At 37.0% G+C, this 24,750-nt stretch carries 18 protein-coding genes and 1 pseudogene; all 19 read left to right on the forward strand.

Features of this window, described 5'->3' with window-relative positions:
* Nucleotides 1-91 precede the first annotated feature (91 nt).
* The 19 genes and pseudogenes from ACRD7B_RS05675 (at nucleotide 92) to ACRD7B_RS05765 (ending at nucleotide 24,699) form a co-directional block, all read left to right on the forward strand.
* Entirely contained in the window at nucleotides 92-1,621 is a 1,530-nt protein-coding gene (locus ACRD7B_RS05675; protein WP_430823509.1) for a SusC/RagA family TonB-linked outer membrane protein, read from the forward strand.
* 15 nt (nucleotides 1,622-1,636) lie between these two features.
* Nucleotides 1,637-3,112 (forward strand): RagB/SusD family nutrient uptake outer membrane protein, encoded by a 1,476-nt coding sequence (locus ACRD7B_RS05680; protein WP_430823510.1) that lies wholly within the window; start codon nucleotides 1,637-1,639, stop codon nucleotides 3,110-3,112.
* A 19-nt stretch (nucleotides 3,113-3,131) separates the two neighbouring features.
* Nucleotides 3,132-4,076: a PKD domain-containing protein gene (locus ACRD7B_RS05685; protein WP_430823511.1), complete on the forward strand. Its 945-nt coding sequence runs from the start codon at nucleotides 3,132-3,134 to the stop codon at nucleotides 4,074-4,076.
* A 36-nt stretch (nucleotides 4,077-4,112) separates the two neighbouring features.
* A complete protein-coding gene (locus ACRD7B_RS05690) occupies nucleotides 4,113-5,603 on the forward strand; it encodes a hypothetical protein (RefSeq protein WP_430823512.1) in 1,491 nt (496 codons plus the stop codon).
* A gap of 126 nt (nucleotides 5,604-5,729) precedes the next feature.
* Nucleotides 5,730-6,644: a polysaccharide lyase family 7 protein gene (locus tag ACRD7B_RS05695; RefSeq protein ID WP_430823513.1), complete on the forward strand. Its 915-nt coding sequence runs from the start codon at nucleotides 5,730-5,732 to the stop codon at nucleotides 6,642-6,644.
* Nucleotides 6,645-6,874: 230 nt separating this feature from the next.
* Nucleotides 6,875-9,088, forward strand: coding sequence for an alginate lyase family protein (locus ACRD7B_RS05700; RefSeq protein ID WP_430823514.1), 2,214 nt, complete (start codon nucleotides 6,875-6,877; stop codon nucleotides 9,086-9,088).
* 38 nt (nucleotides 9,089-9,126) lie between these two features.
* Nucleotides 9,127-9,501 carry a cupin domain-containing protein gene (locus tag ACRD7B_RS05705; protein ID WP_430823515.1) on the forward strand — a complete coding sequence of 125 codons (375 nt, stop codon included), beginning with the start codon at nucleotides 9,127-9,129 and terminating at the stop codon, nucleotides 9,499-9,501.
* Between the two features lie 5 nt (nucleotides 9,502-9,506).
* Entirely contained in the window at nucleotides 9,507-10,793 is a 1,287-nt protein-coding gene (locus ACRD7B_RS05710) for an MFS transporter (protein ID WP_430823516.1), read from the forward strand.
* A 55-nt stretch (nucleotides 10,794-10,848) separates the two neighbouring features.
* Nucleotides 10,849-11,610, forward strand: a complete 762-nt coding sequence (locus ACRD7B_RS05715) for an SDR family NAD(P)-dependent oxidoreductase (protein WP_430823517.1) — start codon at nucleotides 10,849-10,851, stop codon at nucleotides 11,608-11,610.
* Between the two features lie 9 nt (nucleotides 11,611-11,619).
* Nucleotides 11,620-12,366: a sulfite exporter TauE/SafE family protein gene (locus ACRD7B_RS05720; protein ID WP_430823518.1), complete on the forward strand. Its 747-nt coding sequence runs from the start codon at nucleotides 11,620-11,622 to the stop codon at nucleotides 12,364-12,366.
* Nucleotides 12,367-12,443: 77 nt separating this feature from the next.
* Nucleotides 12,444-13,460 (forward strand): T9SS type A sorting domain-containing protein, encoded by a 1,017-nt coding sequence (locus ACRD7B_RS05725; protein ID WP_430823519.1) that lies wholly within the window; start codon nucleotides 12,444-12,446, stop codon nucleotides 13,458-13,460.
* A gap of 75 nt (nucleotides 13,461-13,535) precedes the next feature.
* Complete coding sequence (locus tag ACRD7B_RS05730; protein ID WP_430823520.1) at nucleotides 13,536-14,588, forward strand: T9SS type A sorting domain-containing protein; 1,053 nt, start codon at nucleotides 13,536-13,538, stop codon at nucleotides 14,586-14,588.
* Between the two features lie 35 nt (nucleotides 14,589-14,623).
* A complete protein-coding gene (locus tag ACRD7B_RS05735) occupies nucleotides 14,624-15,658 on the forward strand; it encodes a PfkB family carbohydrate kinase (protein WP_430823521.1) in 1,035 nt (344 codons plus the stop codon).
* A gap of 79 nt (nucleotides 15,659-15,737) precedes the next feature.
* Nucleotides 15,738-16,412 (forward strand): bifunctional 4-hydroxy-2-oxoglutarate aldolase/2-dehydro-3-deoxy-phosphogluconate aldolase, encoded by a 675-nt coding sequence (locus ACRD7B_RS05740; RefSeq protein WP_430823522.1) that lies wholly within the window; start codon nucleotides 15,738-15,740, stop codon nucleotides 16,410-16,412.
* Nucleotides 16,413-16,466: 54 nt separating this feature from the next.
* Nucleotides 16,467-18,779 (forward strand): chondroitinase-B domain-containing protein, encoded by a 2,313-nt coding sequence (locus tag ACRD7B_RS05745; protein WP_430823523.1) that lies wholly within the window; start codon nucleotides 16,467-16,469, stop codon nucleotides 18,777-18,779.
* A gap of 5 nt (nucleotides 18,780-18,784) precedes the next feature.
* Complete coding sequence (locus ACRD7B_RS05750; protein WP_430823524.1) at nucleotides 18,785-19,210, forward strand: hypothetical protein; 426 nt, start codon at nucleotides 18,785-18,787, stop codon at nucleotides 19,208-19,210.
* An 18-nt stretch (nucleotides 19,211-19,228) separates the two neighbouring features.
* Nucleotides 19,229-19,804 (forward strand): annotated as a pseudogene (locus ACRD7B_RS05755) (heparinase II/III family protein); the annotation flags it as partial.
* 117 nt (nucleotides 19,805-19,921) lie between these two features.
* Nucleotides 19,922-20,992, forward strand: a complete 1,071-nt coding sequence (locus tag ACRD7B_RS05760; protein WP_430823619.1) for a heparinase II/III domain-containing protein — start codon at nucleotides 19,922-19,924, stop codon at nucleotides 20,990-20,992.
* 158 nt (nucleotides 20,993-21,150) lie between these two features.
* Nucleotides 21,151-24,699 (forward strand): ligand-binding sensor domain-containing protein, encoded by a 3,549-nt coding sequence (locus ACRD7B_RS05765; protein WP_430823525.1) that lies wholly within the window; start codon nucleotides 21,151-21,153, stop codon nucleotides 24,697-24,699.
* Nucleotides 24,700-24,750: the final 51 nt, after the last annotated feature.

The raw sequence follows: 24,750 nt of genomic DNA on the forward strand, positions 1-24,750 counted from the left end.
ATTGAGGGGTGGTATAATAGCAAGAGATTACACTCTTCATTGGGATATGTAACTCCCATTGAATATGAATTAAATTATTACCAAGTTTTAATTGCCGCTTAAGGTCTTAAAAAAACGTCCGGTTTTTATTTGTAATTCCATACAAGATAGAAGATCAGAAACCAGTGAAGTTATAGGTACAGGATATACCAACGATTTACTTAAAAACTTAGAAGCAGCAACTAGTCTTACTGCAGAAGAATTCAATATTCAAAAGAATAAGATTGGCTATTTTGGTAGAATTTCATATGCTTATGCCAATAAGTACCTTGTAAATGCATCTTTTAGACGTGATGGTAGTTCTGTTTTTGGAACAGAATCTAAGTGGGGTAACTTCCCTGCGGTATCTTTAGGATGGAATGCACATAATGAAGATTTCTTGAGTGAAAATGATATTCTTAGTAAATTAAAATTGAGAGTGAGTTATGGACTGACAGGTTCTGAGAACTTTGATTTGGACAACGATGTACTTAGCAATTGGCCATATTTAGCACAATTAGGAAATACCAATGCAATTATTAACGATGTAATAACAACTGGTGTTTCTCCTTTAAATATTGCTAATCTACAATTACAATGGGAAGCTTCTGAGGAATTTAACCCTGGTATAGATTTTGGATTTCTAAATAACCGTTTTTCAGGTTCGATAGATTATTATAAAAGAACCAGCGATAAGTTGTTGCTAAACATACCTGTATCATATCAGACTGGATTTAGCAACGGTATTGTAAATAAAGGAAAAGTAGCAAACAGTGGTTGGGAATTTGAGTTGAGAACCAAAAACATTGTAAATGCCAATTTCTTTTGGCAAACTACTTTTATAGCCTCTACCAATAAAAACGAATTGCTTGATTTTGGTGATTCAGACGGAGCTTTATCTCAGGACGCATGGGGTAGAAACTCTCAATGGATAAACTCTGTTGGTAATCCGATATCGTCTTTTTATGGCTATGTGGTAGACGAAAGTAAGGAGTTGCCTGGTGAATATTGGGATTCTCCATGGCTTCCAATTAATGGGGTTTCAGAAGATGTTATCGTTAAAGATTTGAATGGTGATGGTTTAATTACCGATGAAGATAAAACGATATTAGGCGACCCATACCCAGAAATTAACTGGAGTATAACTAATGAGTTCAAATATAAAAATTTCGATTTTTCTTTTATGTTTCAAGGGAGCCAGGGAGCTGAAGTGAGAAATGTTGGTGATCAATACTTTTTCTCTCATTGGAACGGAGCTACTACTGATGAGCAAGCGGTTGTAGATGCCGGAATCATACCTGATGCTTCTTTTCTTCAGCAGAGAGTTCATACAAATGATATTGTTATGAGTGCAGGTTATGTTTCATTGAGAAATATAAATCTTGGTTATACTTTTTCAAATGCTTTAATCTCAAGAATAGGATTACAATCATTAAGACTTTATGCTACAGGTCAGAATGTGCTATATATCACATCTGATGATTATCATGGTTTTAACCCAGAGTTTATTGATAGTGTTAATACACCAACTACTTATGGTGCTCAAAGAGGGGGTACACCTTTATTTAGTACTTACTCAGTTGGTTTAAATGTTAAATTTTAATCAAAAAACGAAATTATGAAATATATAAAGTTTTTAATTATAGCTATCACAGGGTTTCTATTTAATTCTTGTGATTCAGATGAGTTCTTGAATCCTTTACCAGATTCTGCCATAGTTGCTGAAACTTATTTTCAATCAGATGCTGATGTTTTGACTGGGATTATTGGTATTTATGATGCCATACAAGGTGTTAATGAAAATACGGAATCAAGTACAGAAAGGTATAATAGAGGCGTACAGCTAGAGTATCTTTTAACTGAGCACCGATCGGATAATACCAGAAGTATGACTCTTGAAGGTTCAAGAGCCGATTTTCACCGTTACATTGTTGAGCCTGAAAATATTCAGTCCGAGGACTATTGGCAATCGATGTATGAAATTATTTTTAGAGCCAATAATGTTCTAAAATATGTAAATAAGTCAGATGCTGCCAATGTTAATAAATATACAGCAGAGGCTAAGTTTTTAAGAGCTTACGCATATTTTAACTTAGTGAGATTGTATGGAGCTGTGCCTTTGGTAACCTCTATTTTAGGCCCAGAAGAAAAAGAAGCGCTTTTTACAAGAGTGGCGGTCGAAAAAGTTTACGAACAAATTATAGCTGACTTGCAAGAAGGTGTAACTCATATGGATAATACCTATAATTCCAGAGCTTCAAAAGCAGCGGCTCAAGGATTGTTAGCTAAAGTGTACTTAACGCTTCCAACACCAAACTACGCAGGTGCTAAATTGCTATGCGAAGCCATTATTGGTTCAGGTACTTTTGCTTTGCAGAATGATTTTCATGATGTATTCTATAATGAATTAAACAATGAAGTTATTTTTGCCATTCAGTACTTATCTGTAAACCCGGAGCAAAGCCAAGGTTTTTCTTCAGAATTCACTTCTTATAATCGTCAAGGTAGACAGGATGGACTTAATATTGTAAACCCAAATCTTGCTGAAGACTTTATTGCTGTAGGGGGAAATAGAACCGCTGTTTCTTATGCGGCTTATGGTGAAGATGCTGAGCTTCCTGTACCAGAGAATGCAGAAGTTGTTAAGTTTTTACCTGATGGATCAGATATTTCAGACCCGAACCTACCAACATATGGGGAATCTCCTTCTTATGCTGGTAACGACTGGATTATTCTACGATATGCAGATGTACTTTTAATGCATGCTGAAGCTATTATGGCAGGTGGAAATACTAGTGATGCCAGTGCCATTGATTCTTATATGGAAGTTAGAACTAGGGCAGGTTTTGATGCTGTCGCAGATCGTCCTTCTGTTTTAACAACAGATGCTTTATTACTTGAAAGAAGAGTGGAATTGGCTTTTGAAAACCATCGTTTCTTTGATTTATTACGATTTGGAGTTGCACACGATGTGTTAGGTGCGCATGCTGCCGAAATGGGATATACAAGTTATAATATTAGAAGATTATTATTACCAATTCCATCTAGAGAAATAAATTTAAGTGAAGGTATTTTGACACAAAATCCGCAATAATATTTTAAACATTAAGATTATGAAAAATCAATTAAATATTTTCAAGATCACCATGAAGGTGTTGTTCATATCGGTAGTGTTTTTATCGGTAAGTTGTGAAGAAGCTTTTAAGTATGAATTACCGGAAGCTGGCTCTAAACCAGATTTGAGTCCACCAGTAGCTAGTTTTGCTTATCTTCCAAACGCAGAGGATTTCAGGACAGTTGAATTTAATAATACGTCAATAGAATCGATTAAATATGAGTGGGACTTTGGAGGAGGAAATACTTCAACAGAGAAAGATCCTAGTTATACTTTCGAAGCAGGGGAAGGAACGTATCCAGTAACATTGACTGCTATTGATGGAAATGAAGCATCAAATACTATAACTGTGGATGTTGAGGTAGTAGATAAATTTGTACCTATTCCGGTTACAATTCTCAATGGGGATTTTAATGGTGGATCTTCCGATTGGAAATTTGCCTCTTTTACAGGTGGAAATACTAATCCGTTTAACTCTAGTTCTGATGGATCTTGGCTTAATTATGATGGAACCGATAATGGAGCGAAGACATCAGGAGCTAAATGGACCAAATCAACTTCTGCAGGTGCTTACTTAAGTGCTAATACAAGATACGCGTATCAGGCTATCATTGTATCTCCTTCTAATATAGAACGTGATGTGGAATATATTCTTGAATATGAATATGCAATTAAAACTCCGGCAGAGCAAGTAGGTGTTGCTCCGGATGGGAATAGAATCATTGCTGAAGTTTTAGATGGTCATTTTGACGATGGTGCCGATGCGGTAGCAAGTACCCATGTTAGTCAATATGTTGGATCCGAAGTAAAAGGGAAAACATCTTTTACCTTGGTTGAGCAAAAATTTACTGCCAATGCTAGTGGTGAAATGTCTATCATGTTTTATGCGGTAACAGATGTGGATCTATACTTAGACAATGTCAAAGTTTATCCAGCAAAATAAGTTTGTAGGAAGTTAAAAACAATTAAACAAATGGTTATGAATTTATTTAAAAAAGGAATATTTGCCATATTTATCATAGGTCTGATAGCATCATGTGAAACAGATAAGATAATTGAGCCAGGCGATGAGGATTCAACTGGTTCGGGACTAACTGAAATTACATTTTCAAGTTTTACGGCAACGCCAGGTCCTGACGAGAATGGAGTTGAAGATGGCACTTACGTAACGGTAGAGCCACTAGCAATTGGAGTTGATGGCTATGATGTTGACTTCGGAAATGGTGCTTCTTCTATTGTAAGTATTGAGGCAGGAGGTTCTGCTTCATACGACTATCCTAATGAAGTTGAAGTAGCTACATATACAATAAAAGTAACTGCAAAATCAGATGTTTTAGAAAATGTTTCTCAATCGCAAGACTTAACAGTTGAGCATGAAGTTGCTGCGGTAAGTTCAGCACCTGACTCGCCTACTATTGGTCTTGAGGAAGTGTTAGCTATTTATAGTGATGGGATTGAACATAGTGGTGAATTTATCTCTTACAGATATGAAGCGGCAGGAGTTGACTTTACCGCAGGAGCTGCCCAACAGGGTGAAGTTACGATGGAATCTGGAAATAAGGTAATGCAATACTCGCGACTTAGCGAAGATGTTGCTGCATCAATTGCATTAGATCAAATTATTGTTGCCGATGCATTTGGCTCTAGCGTTGCTGCTACGCACCTACATTTAGACGTTCATTCTGATTTTGCAAAGGGTATTGATAAGTTGAGATTAGTATTAGTGAATGGCGATACAGAATATGATTATAATCTGGATTTAGTAGATGGTGAGTGGATAAATTTGAATTTAGACTTAGCTACTGATTTTTCAGGACCTGTTGTTCAGTTTGACGAGATTAAATTTGAATTAGGTGCTGAAGGTATGGCAGAAGATGCTGCCACTCTTAATGTTGATAATGTGTTCTTACACAAGCCAATTACTTCTGTTATTCTTAATGGAGATTTTGATGCTAAAACTGATCATTGGAGATTTACAACTTTCACCGATGGTACCACAACTCCTTTTGGTTCTAGTTCTGATGGATCCTGGACTAATTATGATGGTTCAGATAATGGATCTAAAACACCAGCTGCTAAATGGACAGCTAGTCAATCAGGAGGATATCTTCAAACTTCTAACTCGAGATATGCATACCAGGCACTTCAGTTATTGCCAAATACGGACTATGTTTTAGAGTACGAATATACAATGAAGAGTGATGATGCTAATGACCCAATTGGAGGTAGAAGTATTGTTGGTCTGGTATTAGATGCTCATTACACTGATGGTGCTGAAGCTGTAGCTAATTTAGCGTCTAATTTAGGAAATCATGTTGGAACGATTGCCGAGGGTAAATTTTCAGATACAGTTGGAACCTTAGTTCAGCTTTCATTTACGACTAATGACAGTGGTGAAGTTGCAGTCATGTTTTACGCAGTTACATCAGTAGATTCTTGGATTGATAATGTTAAGGTGTATCAGGATTAGAATCATATAATAATTCAATTTAGTGGAGCCGACCATGATAATAATTTTTCACAAACGAGCCACGATGGCTATCGAGGAGTTATTATCATGGGAGTTCTATCTGTTACCATAATTAATTACAGACAGATGAAAAATTTCCGAATAGAACTATTAATAACTGTATTAACATTATTTCTATCTGCTAACGCTAATTCTTCTAACAAGATAAATGGCCTTACAGAATCGGAAAGTAAAATTGAAAAACGCGATAAAAAGAAGAAAAAGAAAGTTAAGCTTCCAAATATAGATTTAAGCCATTGGAAAGTAACTTTACCTATATCAAACGATGCAGGCAAACCTTTTGAAATTGAGCCGCCCGAAATTTCGAATTTTGCATCAATGGAAATCGCAAAGTCCTATATGTATATCGACTCTACTAGGGGTGCTATCGTTTTTCATGCAAAGCCAACTGCTTCAACAACTAAGAATACGAAGTATTCTCGGTCAGAGTTAAGAGAGCAAATGGTTCCTGGTGAAAATAACGTGAATTGGACCTTTAAGGATGGCGCTTATATGAAGGGTAAATTAGCGATGGATGCTACATCTAGAGATGCAGATGGAAAATACCATAGAACCATAATTATGCAAATTCATGGTAGGTTAACAAATGAGCAGCGTGATTTAATAGGAGCTGATGATAATAATGCGCCACCTATTCTGAAGATATATTGGGATAATGGAAAAATCCGGGTTAAAACAAAGGTGCTTAAAAATTTAAATGCGACAAATGAAGCCTTACTGCATGAAGAAGCTTGGGGTGATGACAAAGGGTTTAATTTCGAAGAAGAAGTTGGCTTTCGGAAATTCACTTTAGAGGTTAAAGTTTCTGAAGGTAAGATGGTTGTTGTTTTAAATAATACTGAATTTAAGGTTTACGAAAATATTCACATTGAAAAATGGGGCGTTTTTGAAAACTACTTTAAGGCTGGAAATTATTTACAAACAAGAGATGAAGGAGCATATTCATCGGTGAGGTTTTATGAGTTGAGTGTCAGTCATTAATTATTTTAAAGCCGAAACAATATTTGACATGTTGGTAACCAGATTATAGTAGATGTTTTGGTTACCAATAATTATTGCTTTAATAGATTTTCTTGGAGGAGAGGGTGATCCATCAGTATACAACTGATGGAAACGTACATTGGTTAGCTGATGGGTCGCTTTTATCCAGGAATGAGTAGTAGAACATAAAAACTTACAAAAGTTATTAGAAACAAAACTTAAATAGTAAGATGCGAATTTTAAATTACATAGTAATATTGGTGTTTGTTTTGTCAGCGTCTTGTTCTTCTCCAAAGAATAAAAAACATCAACCCTCGCTTATCCTAACAGCTGGGGCCGTTGACCAAATAAAGAGCGAATTAAATAATTTGCCAATATTGCAACGTTCTGTATCTAAATTAACTCACGAGGTTAACGAGGATATGAAACTAGGTGTTAATGTACCTGTGCCAAAAGATCCGGCAGGAGGTTATACGCATAATCGTCACAAACAAAATTATATCACCATGAAAGGTGCTGGCGTACTTTGGCAGCTTACTGGTGAATTAAGATATAAGGATTATGTGCGCGATATGTTAGTGGCCTATGCTGAGATGTATCCATCTCTTGGGTTTCATCCGGTACAGAAATCATATGCGCCTGGTAAGTTATTCTGGCAATCATTGAACGAGGCAGTTTGGTTAGTTTATACGAGTCAGGCCTACGATTGTATCTCTGGTGATTTGTTAGAAGAGGAAAGAACCCTAATTGAATCACAATTGTTGATTCCATTTGCTAACTTTCTTTCGATAGAAACGCCTAAAGTGTTCAACCGTGTTCATAATCATGGTGTATGGGCAGCTGCTGCAGTAGGTATGACAGGATTTGCCATAAACAATAACGAAATGGTTGAGCATGCATACTATGGTGTTAGTACCGGACCAAAAGATGAAAAGGTTGGTGCAGGTTTTTTTACACAGCTCGATCAATTGTTTTCGCCTGACGGTTATTACACAGAGGGACCTTACTACCAAAGGTATGCTCTATTGCCATACATGTTGTTTGCTCAGGCCATTGATAATAACCAACCGGAGTTGAATATTTTCGAATATCGCGAAGGTATATTAAAAAAGGCGGTGTTAGCTACATTGCAATTGACAAGTACTGATGGCCGATTCTTTCCATTTAACGATGCTTTAAAAAGTATGTCGTACATGGCAACTGAATTGGTGCATGCTGTGGATATTGTTTATGCTGTTGATCCATCAAATAAGGAGTTACTAAGTATTGCTCAGGAACAAGATGAAGTTATTATTTGCGATGCAGGTTTGGATGTTGCCAAAGCAATTAATAATAATGAAGCCAAAGCTTTTAAATGGCAGTCTTTAGAATTTAGTGATGGCCCCAAAGGAGATCAAGGAGCTGTTGGCGTATTGCGTTCAGGTAGTGGTAAAGATGAGCAATGTGTGATTATGAAATATGCTTCACAAGGTATGGGGCATGGGCATTTCGATCGATTGACTATTCAGCTTTATGATGGAGCAAATGAAATATTGCAAGATTATGGGGCTGCCCGTTATGTCAATGTAGAGTATAAACATGGTGGCCGTTATTTGCCAGAAAACAAAACATGGGCAAAGCAAACCATTGCACACAATACCTTAGTAGTTGATAACAATACTCAGTTTGATACTAATTTAAAGAAAGCGACTAAGACTTCATCGGAGCCATGGATTTTTAATGGAGACGATGTGAAACTACAAGTAATGAGTGCAAAGGAGTTGAATGCTTATAGTGGAGTTGAGATGCAACGCACATTAGCTTTAATTCAAGATGAAGAAGAAATAGAGCATTCTGTGGTAGTTGATGTAATTAAAGTTGCTGCAAGTGAGAATCATGATTATGATTTACCTTATCACTATTTAGGGCAGTTTATGGATTCGAATCTGGACTATAAAGCTGAGGTCGATGTTAAAAAGGCACTAGGTCAGGATAATGGATACCAACATTTGTGGTTAGATGGTGAAGCTTCAGCTACAGAAGATCAAAGCAAAGTAGTATGGCTGAATAATGGTCGTTTTTATACACTTATTAGTGAGACAAAAGAGGGTGATCAGGTTCTATACACACGATTGGGAGCTAACGATCCCGAGTTTAGTTTGCGTAACGAGCCTTCTGTTATTTTGCGCCGCAAGAATACACCAAGTACTACCTTTAGTGCTGCTATAGAAGTGCATGGAAGCAAGCATCCGGTAACCGAAATTGTGGAAAATTTAAAAAGCAATTTAGTAAAGGTGACAACGGTGTATGATACTAAGGATTATACAGCTGTTCAATTGGATTTTAATTCGGGTCATAAAAAGGTTTTTGTGATTTGTAATCAAGATAATAGTATGGAAGGTCAGCACGAAATACAGTGTGGTGACCAACAATATAAATGGCAAGGTGCTTATGCCTTGTTTTAAAAATATAACTTAAAAGTATTTACATAAAAGAAAACGTTATGAAGAGATTTAGTGAAAAGTTTATTAAGACTCAAAGTATGGAGTGGGAAGAACTTGGTGGAGGTGTCTCTCGCAAGTTTTTAGGTTACGATAATCAAATAATGATGGTTCAGGTGAAGTTTGAAAAGGGCGCTGAGGGCACTCCTCACGATCATTTTCATACACAGGCAACCTATTGTGCCGCTGGTAAATTTGAGTTTACCATCGACGGTGAGAAAAGTATTGTAGAAGCTGGAGATGGTGTTTACATCGAGCCAAATTTGGTGCATGGAGCTTTGTGTCTTGAAGCTGGAATCTTAATTGATGTATTTAGTCCGGTTCGTGAAGATTTCCTTCAAGGAAATGCGGTATCGTATTTTGGTGATAAAAAATAAAGAACATGAAGATAAAAGGATTACGTTGGGTAATTATTGGGCTTATATTTTTAGCTACAGTAATTAACTATATCGACAGAAGTGCCCTATCAATTATGTGGGGTAACGAAAATGTAGAAGGTTCCATTGCACAATCTTTAGATTTAACCAAAGATGATTATGGAAATATCTTAAATATTTTCATGGTGTTTTATGCCTTGGGGCAGTTATTCACCGGTAAAATATTTGATAAAGTAGGTACTCGAATTGGGTATGTATTATCTATCGGAGTTTGGGGGCTTTCGTCTTTCTTACATTCGACTGTACGTGGATTTTTATCCATTAGTATATTCCGTAGTTTACTTGGTTTCTCCGAAGCTGGTAATTGGCCTGGAGCGGTTAAAAGTAATGCAGAGTGGTTTCCGATTAAAGAGCGAGCTATTGCGCAAGGCTTATTTAATGCAGGAGCTTCCATTGGATCAGTTATCGCACCAATTTTTATTGCCACCTTGTTTGTTGCCTATGGTTGGAAAACAACATTTATGGTAGTTGGTTCCTTTGGTATCATTTGGATAATTCCTTGGTTGTTAATTAATAAGGCAGGCCCTAAAAAGCACCCTTGGATAACCAAAGAGGAGCAAGATTATATCCTGGACGGACAGAGTGAGGCCGACAAAAAGGATGATGGAGAAGCAAAAGGCAAAAGTTTGAAAGAAATTCTTAGTCATCGCGAATCGTGGGCGATTGTAGTGGGACGTTTCTTCTTAGAGCCAATTTGGTGGCTATTTGTTGGTTGGATGCCTATCTATTTGTTTGATGTTTACGGATTTGATGTGAAACAAGTAGGTATGTTCGCCTGGGTTCCATATGTAGGTGCTGCTTTGGGTAGTATCGCTGGTGGATATGTTTCTGGTCGAATAATTTCGAAAAGCAATTCGATAAACAAAGGGCGTAAAACAACAATCTTAATTGGAGGTATTATAATGTTCCTTGGACTGGTAGCAACGGTGTTGTTTGGTAGTTCGGCTATTGTGTTTGTATCTATTGTATTCTTTGTGTTGTTTGGTTTTCAGTTTGCCATCGGTAATGTTCAGACCTTACCAAGTGATTTCTTTGGTGGAAAATCAGTTGGTTCTTTGGCTGGATTAGGTGGTATGGTTGGTGTATTCTCTGTAATTGTGATGAACTGGATTGTACCTCGAGTAGTAGATGCATTTGGTTACAACCCAATATTTGTAGGGATAGGTATTTTCGTGCCACTTGGTGTAATGGCAATTTTCTTCTTTGCCAAAAACATCAAATCTGTTGAGTAAAGAAATAGTTGTTTAGGATCAATTTAGTTTAAATAAAATATTAAAATATAAAATCATGAGTAAAGAAAATAAAGTAGCTGTAGTAACTGGTGCAACTGGTGGAATAGGTTTTGAAGTAGCTAAGCGACTAGGTAAAGATGGATATACTGTTATTTTAAATGGTATCGAAGATGAAGCTGGAGCAAAAAGAGTTGAAGAGTTGAGTGCAGAAGGTATTACCGCAGAGTATTATGGTTTTGATGTAACTAAAGAAGAAGAAGTAACTTCTAATATTAATGCCATTGGTGAAAAGTACGGTCGTATTGATGTGCTTGTGAACAACGCAGGTGGTCTGGGAGGAAGATCTCGATTTGAAGAAATGACTACTGAGTTTTACCGATTTGTGATGGCCTTAAACCTTGATTCAGTGTTTTTTGCATCAAGAGCTTGTATTCCTTTCCTTAAAAAAGGAGAGAATGCATCAATCATCAATTATACATCTAATGCTGGTTGGAATGCTGGAGGACCTGGAGCAGGTATCTATGGAACATCTAAAGCCGGAGTACATGCCATTACGAGAGCATTGGCGAAAGATTTAGCTGAAGATGGTATTCGTGTAAATGCTGTGTCACCAGGTACTATTGATACGCCATTCCATGCTCAAATTAAATCGACTAAACCTGAGGTTTTTGCTTCATGGAAGAATAATATTTTACTTGGTAGACTTGGTCAACCAGAAGAAGTTGCTTCTGTTGTATCGTTCTTAGCTAGTAAAGATGCTTCATTTATCACTGCTGAAACTATTCAGATTGGTGGTGGTCAGGCCTTAGGAATTTAATAATACATTTTGGATTTACTTAATTACCTGCTCCTTGTTCTTGCTGGAGTTGGAGCAGGTTTTATTAATGTAGTTGCAGGAGGTGGATCGTTAATAACACTACCATTGATGATTTTTCTCGGTTTGCCTCCTGTTGTAGCTAATGCCACCAATCGCATAGCATTACTGGCACAAAATGTTGTGGCAGTTTCAAATTTTAAAAAGAAAAAAGTTTCTCCGGGAAAGTATGGGATTTATCTAGGAATCGCAGCTTTGATTGGGGCAATTATTGGTGCTAATCTGGCCATTGATATCCCCGAAAAGTTGTTCAACCGCATCCTATCGGCGGTCATGATAATTGTGGCCATTCTTTTGGTGTTCAAACCAAATTATTCAGTAGATACCGGTGAGAAATTATCTGGGAAACGAAAATGGACTGGAGTAATAGCTTTTTTCTTTATTGGTATCTACGGTGGGTTCTTACATGCTGGTATCGGTTTTATCATGATGTTAGCTCTGGTTAAGATTAATGGATTTTCATTGGTTAAAACCAACAGCATTAAAGTCACCGTTGCGTTAATTTACACAGTGTCAGCTTTGGGTGTTTTTATTTATCAAGATTTAATTGATTGGAAAGCAGGTTTGATTCTCGCTATTGGTAGTGCAAGCGGAGGTTGGCTTGGTAGTACCTTTACGGTTAAAAAAGGAGATAAGTGGATTAAACGATTATTGCTTCTGGCTATAGTAGTGATGGCAATTAAGTTATGGGTGTTTTAAGTTAATGGTAACGTGGATTATACAGAAAAATAATGAGGTGATATTGCCTCGAAATATGTAATATTAATTCTACAAGTATGAAAAGATTATTTACTTTATTCGTAGTAAGTTGCATGGTTTCGTCCATGTTTGCACAAATTCAATTCGTTGAAAACTTTGAATCGTTCAATGCTAGTGATCCTATTGAAGAAGGAGTCGTATTGTCTGAAACATCTTGGTATCGTTGTTTAAAATCAACAAATCAAAATGGTGTGAGTCCTGTTGTTAGTGCTGGAGCTTTGACTTATAGCGGATATATTGCCTCTGGAATTGGTAACTCAGTGGTATTATCTGCCGATGACACTAATGATGATCGTATTTCGACTAGACGTGTGTATAATCAGGCTATTACTGATAAGCTTTATGCTGCTTTCTTGATTAGTGTAGAAAGTGCAAATCCTACACCTCAGGATATTTTTACTTGGGAAGCTTCAACGTCTAGTAATTTTGCTCGTGGTCGCGTATATGTTGGAGCTGATGCAGGTGATGTAACCTTCGGTGTTTCGAAAAACTCTTCTACCATTGGTTCTCAATCAGGTTATGCTTTAAATACTACGTATCTTCTTGTACTTGAGTATGATAAAATTGGGTCTGAGGATGATGGAAATGATGATGTCGTTCGTTTGTATATTAATCCTGATATGTCAAAGACGGCAGCTGAAAACATTGGTGTATCAGTGGTTAATAGTGATACTAATACAGATTACGATAGCGGTAATTCCAAAATAGCTATTAATGTTAAACAGAATAAGATTGGTGCAACTATAAGTAGTATTCGCGTTTCAACTGCGTGGGACGGCCTTTGGAGTGGTATACCAGCAGCATTAAATTCGGTATCGTATGATCAGTTAAGTATTTTGGTTGCAGGTAAAAATATTACTAATAACGAAGATCAGCCAGGAGAATTGAATATTTATGACCTTACTGGAGCCTTGCGTTTTTCTCAAGAAATCGCTTCAAAGGAAACAATTACAACAGATCTTGCAAAAGGAATATATGTAGTACAGTATACTAATGTATTGGGAGAATTTAAAACAGCAAAAATAGCATTATAAGAAAAAGTGACAATTAATAATTACCATGGTTAGTTTAATGATTAACCATGGTATTTATAAATGTAAGAGATTTTTATGAAAACGGTTTGCCTATTAATAATTGTATTTTGGTCATGTTCTAGTGTATTTGCTCAGACTGAACTTAATGCTGATGGCGTAACTGATACTTATGATTTGATTAATTCGGTGTTAGCGCCCGGTTATAATGTTGTTGAAGTGCCCGATTGTGATCATGGTGATTTTGGATCACACATTGATCAGATTTATGATACTGAATTAGATCAATATGTATTCCGATTTCATATCCATAGGGATGAAGATTCGGACAGATGTATAAATTATGATCGCCAAAGGGTTGAGATAAAAACTTATGACAAATCGCCTGATGATCTTAAAGCAATAGATGGCGAGGAAGTTGAGTATAAATGGCGATTTAAAATTGAATCAGATTTTGCGCCAAGCAGTAGTTTTACACATTTGCATCAACTTAAGGCGGTTGGTGGCAGCGAAGAAAGTATGCCGTTGATAACACTTACCGCACGAAAAGGAAATCCTGATAAATTGGAATTACGTTATGCCGAAAATTTAAGTCAGGAAACCATTACAAAAGTAGATTTAGATGATTTCAAAGGACAATGGGTCGAAGTAGTTGAAGAAGTTGTTTTTGGTGAAACTGGGCGATATAAAATTGAAATTAAAACCGTTTCCGAGTCGCAAGTGCTTTTTGATTATGAAAATACAAATATCCGGATGTGGAAAACAGGAGCCGATTTTATACGGCCTAAATGGGGTATTTATCGTAGCTTAAATGATGAGGTTAATTTAAAAGATGAAATAGTACTTTTTAATGCTTTTAGTATTCACGAACTACCAAATACAGCTATTTGGAGTTGTGTCATAAATGCAGAACTTATACTAAACCCAAATCCTGCAAAGGATTGGTTCAAGGTTGAAAACACCTTGGGTAAATCACTTTCTGTATATAATCAAACTGGTCAACTAGTTTCACAGCTAAATAATATTGAAGAAGAAAGTACAATAGTTACGGGGCTTAAAAAAGGGGTTTATATAGTGACTTTGATTTCACAAAGTGGTAAATTACATACAGGGAAAGTTTTAGTGTATTAAGAAAAGAAAATATAAGGGTTTTTAAATAAATTATTATGAATAAGGTAGTAACATTTGGAGAAATAATGCTGCGTTTGGCAGCACCAGGCTATAAACGTTTTAATCAAACTGATGAATTTACAGCAACCTTTGGTGGTGGCGAGGGTAATGTAGCGGTATCATTGGCTAATTATGGTATCCCGGTGAGTTTTGTAACTCGTTTGCCCGAAAATGATATTGCAAAATCTTGTGTTCAAGAGTTAAGTGGATTGGGCGTTGACACAAGTGACATTATATATGGTGGTGAACGCATGGGGATTTACTTCCTTGAAACGGGGGCTGTAAGTCGTGCCAGTAAGGTGGTTTACGACCGTGCTCATTCGGCTGTTTCAGAGATTGAAAAAGGAATGATTGATTGGGATAAAGTATTTGATGGAGCCAACTGGTTTCATTGGACAGGCATTACACCTGCCATCTCAGAATCAGCAGCTGAAGTTTGCTTGGAGGCTATTAAGGCTGCCAATGAGCGAGGTATAACTGTTTCTACAGATTTAAATTATCGCAAAAACCTTTGGAAGTATGGCAAAACAGCAAGCGAAGTAATGCCTAGTTTGGTTGAGGGATGTGATGTTGTACTTGGTAATGAAGAAGACGCAGCTATGTCGCTTAATATTCACCCTGATGGTGTAGATGTTACTGGCGGGCATGTTGATGCTGATGCTTATTTATCGGTATCTCAGAAGATAATGCAACGTTTCCCAAGATGTAAGAAGGTAATAACAACTTTACGCGGATCAGTAAGTGCAAATCATAACTCCTGGGCTGGCGTATTGTACGATGGTAAAACTTTATTTAAATCACCAAACTACGAGATTACCCACATTGTTGATCGTGTTGGAGGAGGAGACTCATTTATGGGAGGTTTAATTTACGGTTTACTTTCTTACGAAGGTGATGATCAGAGTGCATTGAATTTTGCCGTTGCAGCTTCTTGTTTGAAACATACTGTATATGGCGATTACAATCGTGTTACAGTTGAGGAAGTTGAGAAATTAATGGGAGGTGATGCTTCAGGACGAGTGAGTAGATAATTTATAAGTCAGTGGTCAGTAGCTGTTAGTACGTATTAGTAACTTCTGCCTACTGTCTTCTGCCTTCAAACTTTTTATTATGTCAAAATTTTCAAGAATAGAAGTTACGATGAAGTTGAAAGACAGTGGTATTGTGCCAGTGTTTTATCATGCCGATGTGGAAATATGCAAACAAGTACTCAAAGCTTGTTACGATGGAGGAGCGAGGGTGTTTGAGTTTACCAATCGTGGTGATTTTGCTCACGAAACATTCGCCACCCTAACAAAATATGCACGTGTTGAATTGCCTGAAATGGCAATGGGAGTTGGATCTGTATTGGATGCTGGCACCACCTCACTTTATCTTCAGTTAGGCGCCGATTTTATCGTATCGCCCATATTAAACGAAGATGTGGCCAAGGTTTGCAACCGACGCAAAGTGCTTTGGTCACCTGGCTGTGGTTCTTTAACCGAGATTTCAAAGGCCGAAGAGTTAGGTGCTGAAGTAGTTAAGATATTCCCGGGTCAACAAGTAGGCGGGCCAGATTTTGTTAAAGCGGTAAAAGGGCCTTGTCCGTGGTCGAGTATAATGCCTACCGGAGGTGTTGAACCTACCCGCGAAAACTTAAGTGCGTGGTTTAAGGCTGGTGTGCATTGTGTTGGAATGGGATCGCAACTGATTTCAAAAGATATGATTGCGAATGGAAATTATCAGGCATTACGTGATAAAGTAATCGAAGCACGTGCCATTATTGATGAGATCAGGGCCGTTTAAGGTTCTGATCATATGTCTGTTTATTATTTAAAGTATAAAAATTAAAAGATTGTCATGAAATTTAATCTGGTAGTATTAGCCGTCGTACTGTTCTTATTTACTGCTTGTCAGCCAAAAGCAAATGAAATATATGTAAAAAATGCAGATGAGTTGAATGCTGCAATAGAAAATGCTGTTGCAGGAGACAATATTGTAATGGCTAATGGTGTATGGGAAAACGTTGAGATCGAGTTTTCGGGCGAAGGAGAAGATGGCTTACCGATTACACTGCGAGCAGAAACTGCCGGAGAGGTCTTCATTGAAGGACAATCTAATTTGGAGATAGGAGGTTCTTATTTGGTGGTTGAAGGTTTGTACTTTCGAAATGGTTATACACCAAGCAAGAATGTGATTCAGTTTAAAATTGGTAAGAGTCAGGTGGCAACCCACTGTAGAGTAACTGAATGTCTTATTGAAGACTACAATCAAATGAGTCGTGATCGTTCCGATCATTGGGTTGAGTTTTTCGGACGGTTCAATCAAATGGATCATTGTTATTTAAGTGGGAAGTCAAACGAAGGGCCTACATTAAGAGTTGATATTAAGGGTAATGGGAATATTAATAATTATCACCAAATTGTAAACAACCATTTTGGTCCACGTCCACGTAAAGGCGGGCCTAAAGCTGAAACCATACAGCTTGGAAGTAGCTTTACTTCTATGTCACCAGGTTATACTACTATAGCAAATAACTATTTTGAAGAGTGTAATGGAGAGGTTGAAGTAATATCTAATAAGACCAATTTCAACGAATTTCGAAATAATGTTTTTGATCGTTGTGAAGGTTCGGTTGTGATGCGCCACGGTAACTATTGTAAAATTGATGGCAATCTGTTTTTAGGAGATGGTAAATCTGAAAACATTGGTGGTATTCGGATTATTAATACCGGCCATTGGGTGACAAATAACTTCTTTTACAATTTGATTGGAAAGAGTTTCCGAAGTCCGCTTGCTGTTATGAATGGTATTCCTAAGTCACCATTGAATCGTTATAATCAAGTAACCGATGTGGTTGTGGCTTACAATACTTATATGAATTGTCGTTCGCCATGGCAATTTGGTGTAGGAACAAATATTTCCCAGGCAGAGGTGTTGCCGAAATCAGAAATACGTTCTGCTCGACCAATACGCATGGAAGTAGCAAACAATATTATTTACAATGAGGTGGGCGATCCTCATTTAGTTGTTGAACACGATAAAGCCGATGGAGTAACTTTTGCCAATAACTACATCAGCAATGCGGGCGTAAAATTTAATGAGCGCAAAGGCTTAGAAGTGGCAGATTTTGAAATGAATCCGCTTGGATCATCTGTTTTTGTGCCTGCTTCTTTTGATGGTATGGAAATATATCAAGGTTATGGTTTTGAAACCATTAATGGTGATTTATTAAATCACGAAAGATCAATTGTTGCAATGCCAGGTGCTGTGGTCACTAATGGTTCAACACCTGTTGATTTATTAACAAAGGGGAAATATGGTCCATCGTGGTTTTCTGATGCAGAAGAAGCCATTGATGCAAAAGTTTGGCAAGTAGAACCGGCATCAGCGGATCTGGCAAAAACTATTACCGAAGCTAAGGCTGGAGATATTATTGAACTCGCAGCCGGAGAATATGAGTTTACTCAATCACTTATTATTAATAAGTCGATTACCATCCGTTCGAAGGACAATAATAATAGGGCAACACTGGTATATTCTGGTATTGATCAAAGTCCTGCTTTTGCAATGAATCCGAAGGGACATTTAGTTATCGAAGAGCTTAATTTGAAAGGAAAGAATAGGCAGTATGCTTTTGCCAGCTTAAAGGAGAATATGTCTAGTTTATATTCCCTGCATATTTCAGGCAGTAATATTTCAAACTTTGATTATGTTTTGAAAGCCTACAAGCAAAGTTTTGCGGATGTAATTAGTTTTTCTTCTTGTAATATCACTGATTGTTCTAATGGAATAGAACTGTCGGAAGAAACCAATGATAAAGGGGATTACAATGTGGAATTTCTTACGATTAACCAGTGTGAATTTACAAAGGTGGCTGCAAATGTCATTGATTATTATCGTGGAGGATATGATGAGTCAACCATTGGAGGTAACTTGAGTGTTACCAATAGTACATTTGTAGAATGTGGTCATAGAGAATCTAATGGCATATTATTGAATACGCGAGGAATTGTTAATGTAGATATCTCAAATAATACTTTCAAAAGTAATCGGGTAAAGTTGGTAGCCTTATTATGGGGAGCTAAAAACAATACACATTCGAACAATACCTTATCTCACTCAGGAAAATTAATTGTTGAAGAAAATTTAAAACTCACATTGGTTTATTAAGAGCTATGATGAACTGGCGAAGGTTATTAGGATTAAGTATTATTGTTTGTTTAGCGATTTCGGTATCGGCCAAAAACATACCTGCCGATAAGGTGCTGCCAACAACCGATTTGTTGAAGTATTTGAAGCGTGATGTACAATCGAATTTAAACGGTGACGGAGATTTGGCCAGCGTTCTTCGTGAGCAGTTTTCAGAGCGATTCTTTTATAATTATCAAAATGTTGATGAGCGTTTCGAACTGTATAATCAACTTTACTCTAATGAAAGGGAGCATCGCGATAGAGCGGCCGATCATATGGGTAAATATGCAGATTCAACTATCTGGAAATTACCATTTAATTATTTAGATGGCTCACCAGTCAATTCGTATGCTCTGCGTCATTTGGCACGTCAACATAAAATGATGGATATTGCTTATCTGTATTTTTAAGAAGGCAAAGATCCTAGTTACATCCATTATTGGCATACCCAGTTAAGATCGTTAAATGCAGCCTTTTATGCGGATGAATTTGAAACCATTGAAGATGGCAATGGCGTATATGAGGCTTTTCGTTCGGGTTATCGGGTGTTGAATTGGTTAAGTATTCACAATTTGTTTTTAGGTGAGGATGCCTATACGGATGAGATGCAGCTACAAACCATAGCTACTTTGCTACAACATGGTGCTCATCTATACGAAACCAATGCTAAATTTAAATCGGGTAATCACCAAACGCGAGGCATGTCTGCCTTAGCTATGTTGGCTATTTTGTTTCGCGATTTTGAAGGGACGGATCTTTGGTATCAACATGCCATGGAGATATTGCAGGCTCATATGCAAAAAGAGATAAATGCAGATGGTTTTCAGTTTGAGCGTTCTGTGCATTATCACATGAGCGATATCGCCAATTATTTCTACGTATACCAACTGGCAAATATTAGTTCCATTGAGGTGGATACATTGTGGGAAGCTCAGCTAAAGTCCTTATTTACGACTTTAGCAAAAGTAGCTTATCCCGACAAAAGTGCTCCGGTCTTGCAAGACGATACCGATGATCCTTGGGCGGAGAAAAATAATATTAGTGGAACCATGACTTTAGGTTATGTTCTGTTTGATGATCCTCAGATTGGTTATTTTGCCGAAGCCGAAGTGCGCGATAAAATGTATTGGTTTCTTAATCAGAAACAATTACAAGGATTAAATAGTATTGATACGAAAAAGCCAGAATATGGCTCTTTATTCTTTCCATATACCCACTATTACATTATGCGTGAGGGTTGGAGTGCAGAAGATAAGATGATGATTACTAGTGCTGGTTTGGATAAGGACAAGCCCGATCATCAGCATGGTGATATGCTCGGTATTCAAGCCATAGCATATGGTAAAACCATTCTGCCTAATTATCAGGTGCGTTATTCACTAAAGGACTACGATTTGTTTAAAAACTCTTTAGTGAAAAATGTGGCACTTGTTGATAACGAGCTACAGGGTAAGCAATGGACATCAAATAAGGGGGGAAGTGGATTTGGTAAGTTCAAAAGCTTGCCTCAGCCAAATGTAATTACCTGGGAAAGTAATGATGATTTTGATTTATTTGTGGGAACTCATGATGGTTTTGAGAATGTAGGAGTGAAGTATAGTAGACAGGTAGTCTATGTAAAAGATGAGTTTTGGATTGTAAAAGATAATTTTAATTCTGAATCAAGTCATACTTATAAACAGGTTTGGCAGGGGCATTATACTTCCGAAAACGGAGCTGATTTATTACGGAGTTCCTTTGATGATGCCACAGGATGTGATATTTTTCAGTTGATCGATGCTGACGAGGTAACTTCATCGGGAGCAAGAGGTAAGCAATGGAATATTGTTTCTAAAGCCGATCAGAAAAACTATTCGTTTCTCACCATTATCTATCCTTACAAAGGGTATGGAAATAGAATTGATGAGAGTAAAAATTATAAGATAAAAGGATGGGAAGTAAATACCATGCCTTTTAAAGCAGATGGTGAACAAGTACGAAGTCTATCCAATGAAGATGCTCATTATGTTTTTAATGTGAGACAGCTGACCATTGAAGGTGCAGAAATTAAGTTTTCGGATCAAGTCGATATTTGCTTAATTCGGCAGGAGCTTGGATGGGAATTGCATTTGTTAAGCGATACAGTTATTGAAATAGAAAGAGCATCGAAAAGCATCAGTTTAAAGCCAGGAGAAAAATACAAGATTAAGTAGAAGATATAGTTCGATATGAAGAACACTTGATTTACCTGACATGTATTGGTAGTTATTCGCTAAAGCTGCAGCCTATGGGTTGTGGCTTTTTCTGTTTTACAGGCATGTTGTGGCTTGAATCTTTTCTTAAAATTAGTATATTTAGGCAAAGCAAGCCTATGGGTATAAGAATATTGATGCTCTTCATGTTATTATGGGCGCAAGTAGGATCTATATTTTGCCAAGCGCAAACTAGCATATACTTTAATCATTTAACCATTAATGAAGGTTTACCTTCAAATGCAGCAACTTGTATCACGCAAGATGATAATGGTTTTATTTGGATTGGAACGGAAAATGGCCTGTGTCGCTTTGATGGATACGAGAGTCTTGTTTTTACTCATAACCATAAGTTAGAGTATAGTTTGCAATCCAATAATATAAGTGATATATATTCGATTAATAGCGACAGCTTGTTGATAGCTACTCGCGATGGTATCCATGTATTTAATTATGGAACGCAAACTTTTCATCCACTCGAGATTTCTGATTCGCTGACAAATTCAATAGTTAACGAGAAAGAAATAAGAGAAATATTTGTTGATAGTTCCGGTAATATTTGGATAACGCATCCTCACCTAGGAATTAGTTTAATCGACCTGAAAAATGGGCAGGGACGCTTCTTACCTGTAGCTGATTTTTTGAATGGTGTTAAGCGGTATTACTATAAGTTAGCGGAAGATGCACAAGGTACAGTCTGGGTTTACACTCAGGATGGCGACAAGGTTAGTTCCTTGATATATAAAAATAAAGGAGATATACATTCGATAAGTAGAAGCCCTTTGGAGCTTTTTGTCAACAAGAAGATTCCTTCGGTTAGAGCGGTGGCATCTGATGATAATGGTAATACTTGGTTTGTTTCGAACGAGTTCGTTTATCGTTTAAATTACGAAAATCAAGATAACATTCAGTTTGATGAAATTGCACTCGATTTAGACACGCATGAGGCTTTGGATTATATTCGTCCAAGGAGTCTGAAGGTATACAATAAGCACGTTTTGGTTGGATATCATGATGGTGGTGTTATGTTGCATGATTTGGAGAGTAAGAGTGGTATTCATTATCACAAGTTTTCGAAACAAAATTTGATTCCTTCTAATGGTATTACCAGTTTTAAGATTGATAGTAAGAATCGGTGTTGGGTGGTTGGTTACAATTTTATTGCCCTGCTTGATTCAGTATGTCAACAAATGCAGGTTTTTAAACATGACCCCATCAATACATATTCATTAAAACCTGATTTTAGACACGATGAAAAGATATTTGAGGATGAATCAGGTACTCTTTGGATACCAAGTTTGGCAGAAGGTGTAAATTTCTTTAAGCCAGAAAAACAGAAGTTTAATACTTTACAACATCATCCTTATGATTCTAATAGTCTATCAAGTAATAAGGTAAGGTCGATATACGAAGATAGAAAAGGGTACTTGTGGGTAGGAACAACCGATGAAGGGCTTAATTTAATTGATAGAAAATCCAATGCCGTTATCCGCATGGATAAGGATCAAGGTTTTGTGTCGGATCGTAAAGTATATCAAATCCGTGATTATGAAGGCGAACTACTGATTGGTGATATTGGCTTGAATAAATATAAAGTGGATCATCAATCTTTACGGCTTTCACATCAGTATGCCTTGCAAAATAAAGAGCTTACTGGTCGTGGTCTGCCAGGATGGTTAATAAGTGCTTATTTTGAAGATAGTGAGGGTTACTTGTGGTTGGGTTTTCAGGGGGTAAGTGCAATTCACAAAGATTCGTTGCACAATGGCATTATTCATAGGCTTAATACTGTCGATATTTTAGCAAATAAAGTGTTGAATAGTAGAATCTGGGATATTCAAGCGGATAAAAATGGTGATCTGTGGTTTGGCTCAATAAATGGTATTGTAAAGTATAATCGAACTAGCAAGAAACTTAAAACCTATGTGATTAATGAGCAGAATAATTTTGGTTTGAATAGCGATTTTGTTAATTGTATTCATTTAGCTCAGGATGGTTCACTTTGGTTTGCTACCAAAGGTGGCGGTATTAGTAGATTTATTGACGAGGAAGATCGCTTTGTGAGTTATTCTTCGGATCAGGGCTTGGCAGGTGATATTACATGGGGAATTCTTGAGGATGATGCTGGTTGTTTATGGATTAGCACAAATAATGGTTTGTCGTGTTTTGAAAAGGACAAAAAGCGGTTTACAAACTACAACGAAGCGGATGGCTTGGTTTCGAGGGAATTTGCTGTTAATGCCTATTATAAGTCTCAGAGCGGAGAAATGTTTTTTGGAACCAATAATGGTTTGAGTTTCTTTTACCCTCAGAATATTGTTCATAGTGAATATAAACCCAAACTGAAGATTACTAATTTTTTAGCCAATGGACAATCCCTATTAGCTGAACTAAATGAAGTTGATGAGACAAATAAGCCTATTTGGGAGCGTCAAAAAATTAACCTAAATCATCGCGAGAAAGATATCGAAATTTTCTTCTCAGCTTTTGATTATGCTGCTCCGCAAAGTATACAATACCGTTATAAGTTGTTGCCACAAGATACGGCGTGGGTATATGCCACATCCTCTCAATCAAGTATAGCCTATTCTAATTTGAATTATGGCGAATATATATTTCAATTGCAAAGTACAAATGCTGATGGAGTTTGGTTTGATGATGTTATAGTTGAGTTAGAGATCATTCTGCCGCCGCCATATTATTTAACAATCTGGTTTTGGCTTGTGCTTGTGGTTGTTTTATTATTAGTGTTTACAGTATTTCATCAGGTTCGTTTATATTCGATGAAGCGACGAAATCAATTATTAGTACAGGCAGTTAATGCACGAACCAAAGAACTCGTTTCAGTTAACTCTCTTCTTGAAGATAAGCAGGAAGAGATATTGGTGCAAAATGATGAATTGTTGAAACACAGAGAGCAATTGGAGAAACTGGTTGAAGAGCGAACAAGTGAATTAATTGTAGCAAAAGATAAAGCAGAAGAATCAGACCGACTTAAAACTGCTTTTTTAGCTAATATGTCGCATGAAATTCGAACACCTCTTAATGCCATTGTTGGCTTTTCGAGTTTGTTAACTCAAACTGATTTTTCGGAGAAGGAGCAAAAGAGCTATCTGGATTTAATTAATCAAAACAGTTACTCCTTGACTGTGTTAATTGATGATATTCTGGAATTAGCAAAGATTGAAGCCGATCAACTAAGGATACGTAAAAGAGAAGTGCAACTGCGTCCTTTATTTCGAGAGGTGAAAGCCTACTGTGATTTGAAGGAGAGTGATAAGGTAAAAGTGCTTGTTGATATTTCCGACGAATTATTAAATAAGAATATATTGTTGGATGAGGTACGAATTAAAGAGGTGATTTTTAATATACTTGAAAACGCATTTAAATTTACTGCCGCTGGTGTTATTAGTTTAAAGTGTTGTTTTGATAAGCCTAATCTTTATTTTGAAATTAAGGATAGTGGTATTGGTGTTGAGGATAGTGAGTTGGAGCGTATTTTTGAAGCTTTTCATAAGGCAGTAGAAGGAAAGGATGCTATCTATGGCGGAACTGGGCTCGGTTTGGCAATCTGTAAAAAATTGATGTATTTAATGGGAGGTGATATTTCTATTGAATCAACCAAAGGGCAAGGAACCACATTCTCATTTTGGTTGCCGGTGATTTAGTTTTTATTACATAAAACAAAAAAGCCGAAAAACTTTCGTTTTTCGGCTTTC

This window comes from Carboxylicivirga fragile (assembly GCF_050589805.1).
Taxonomy (GTDB): domain Bacteria; phylum Bacteroidota; class Bacteroidia; order Bacteroidales; family Marinilabiliaceae; genus Carboxylicivirga; species Carboxylicivirga fragile.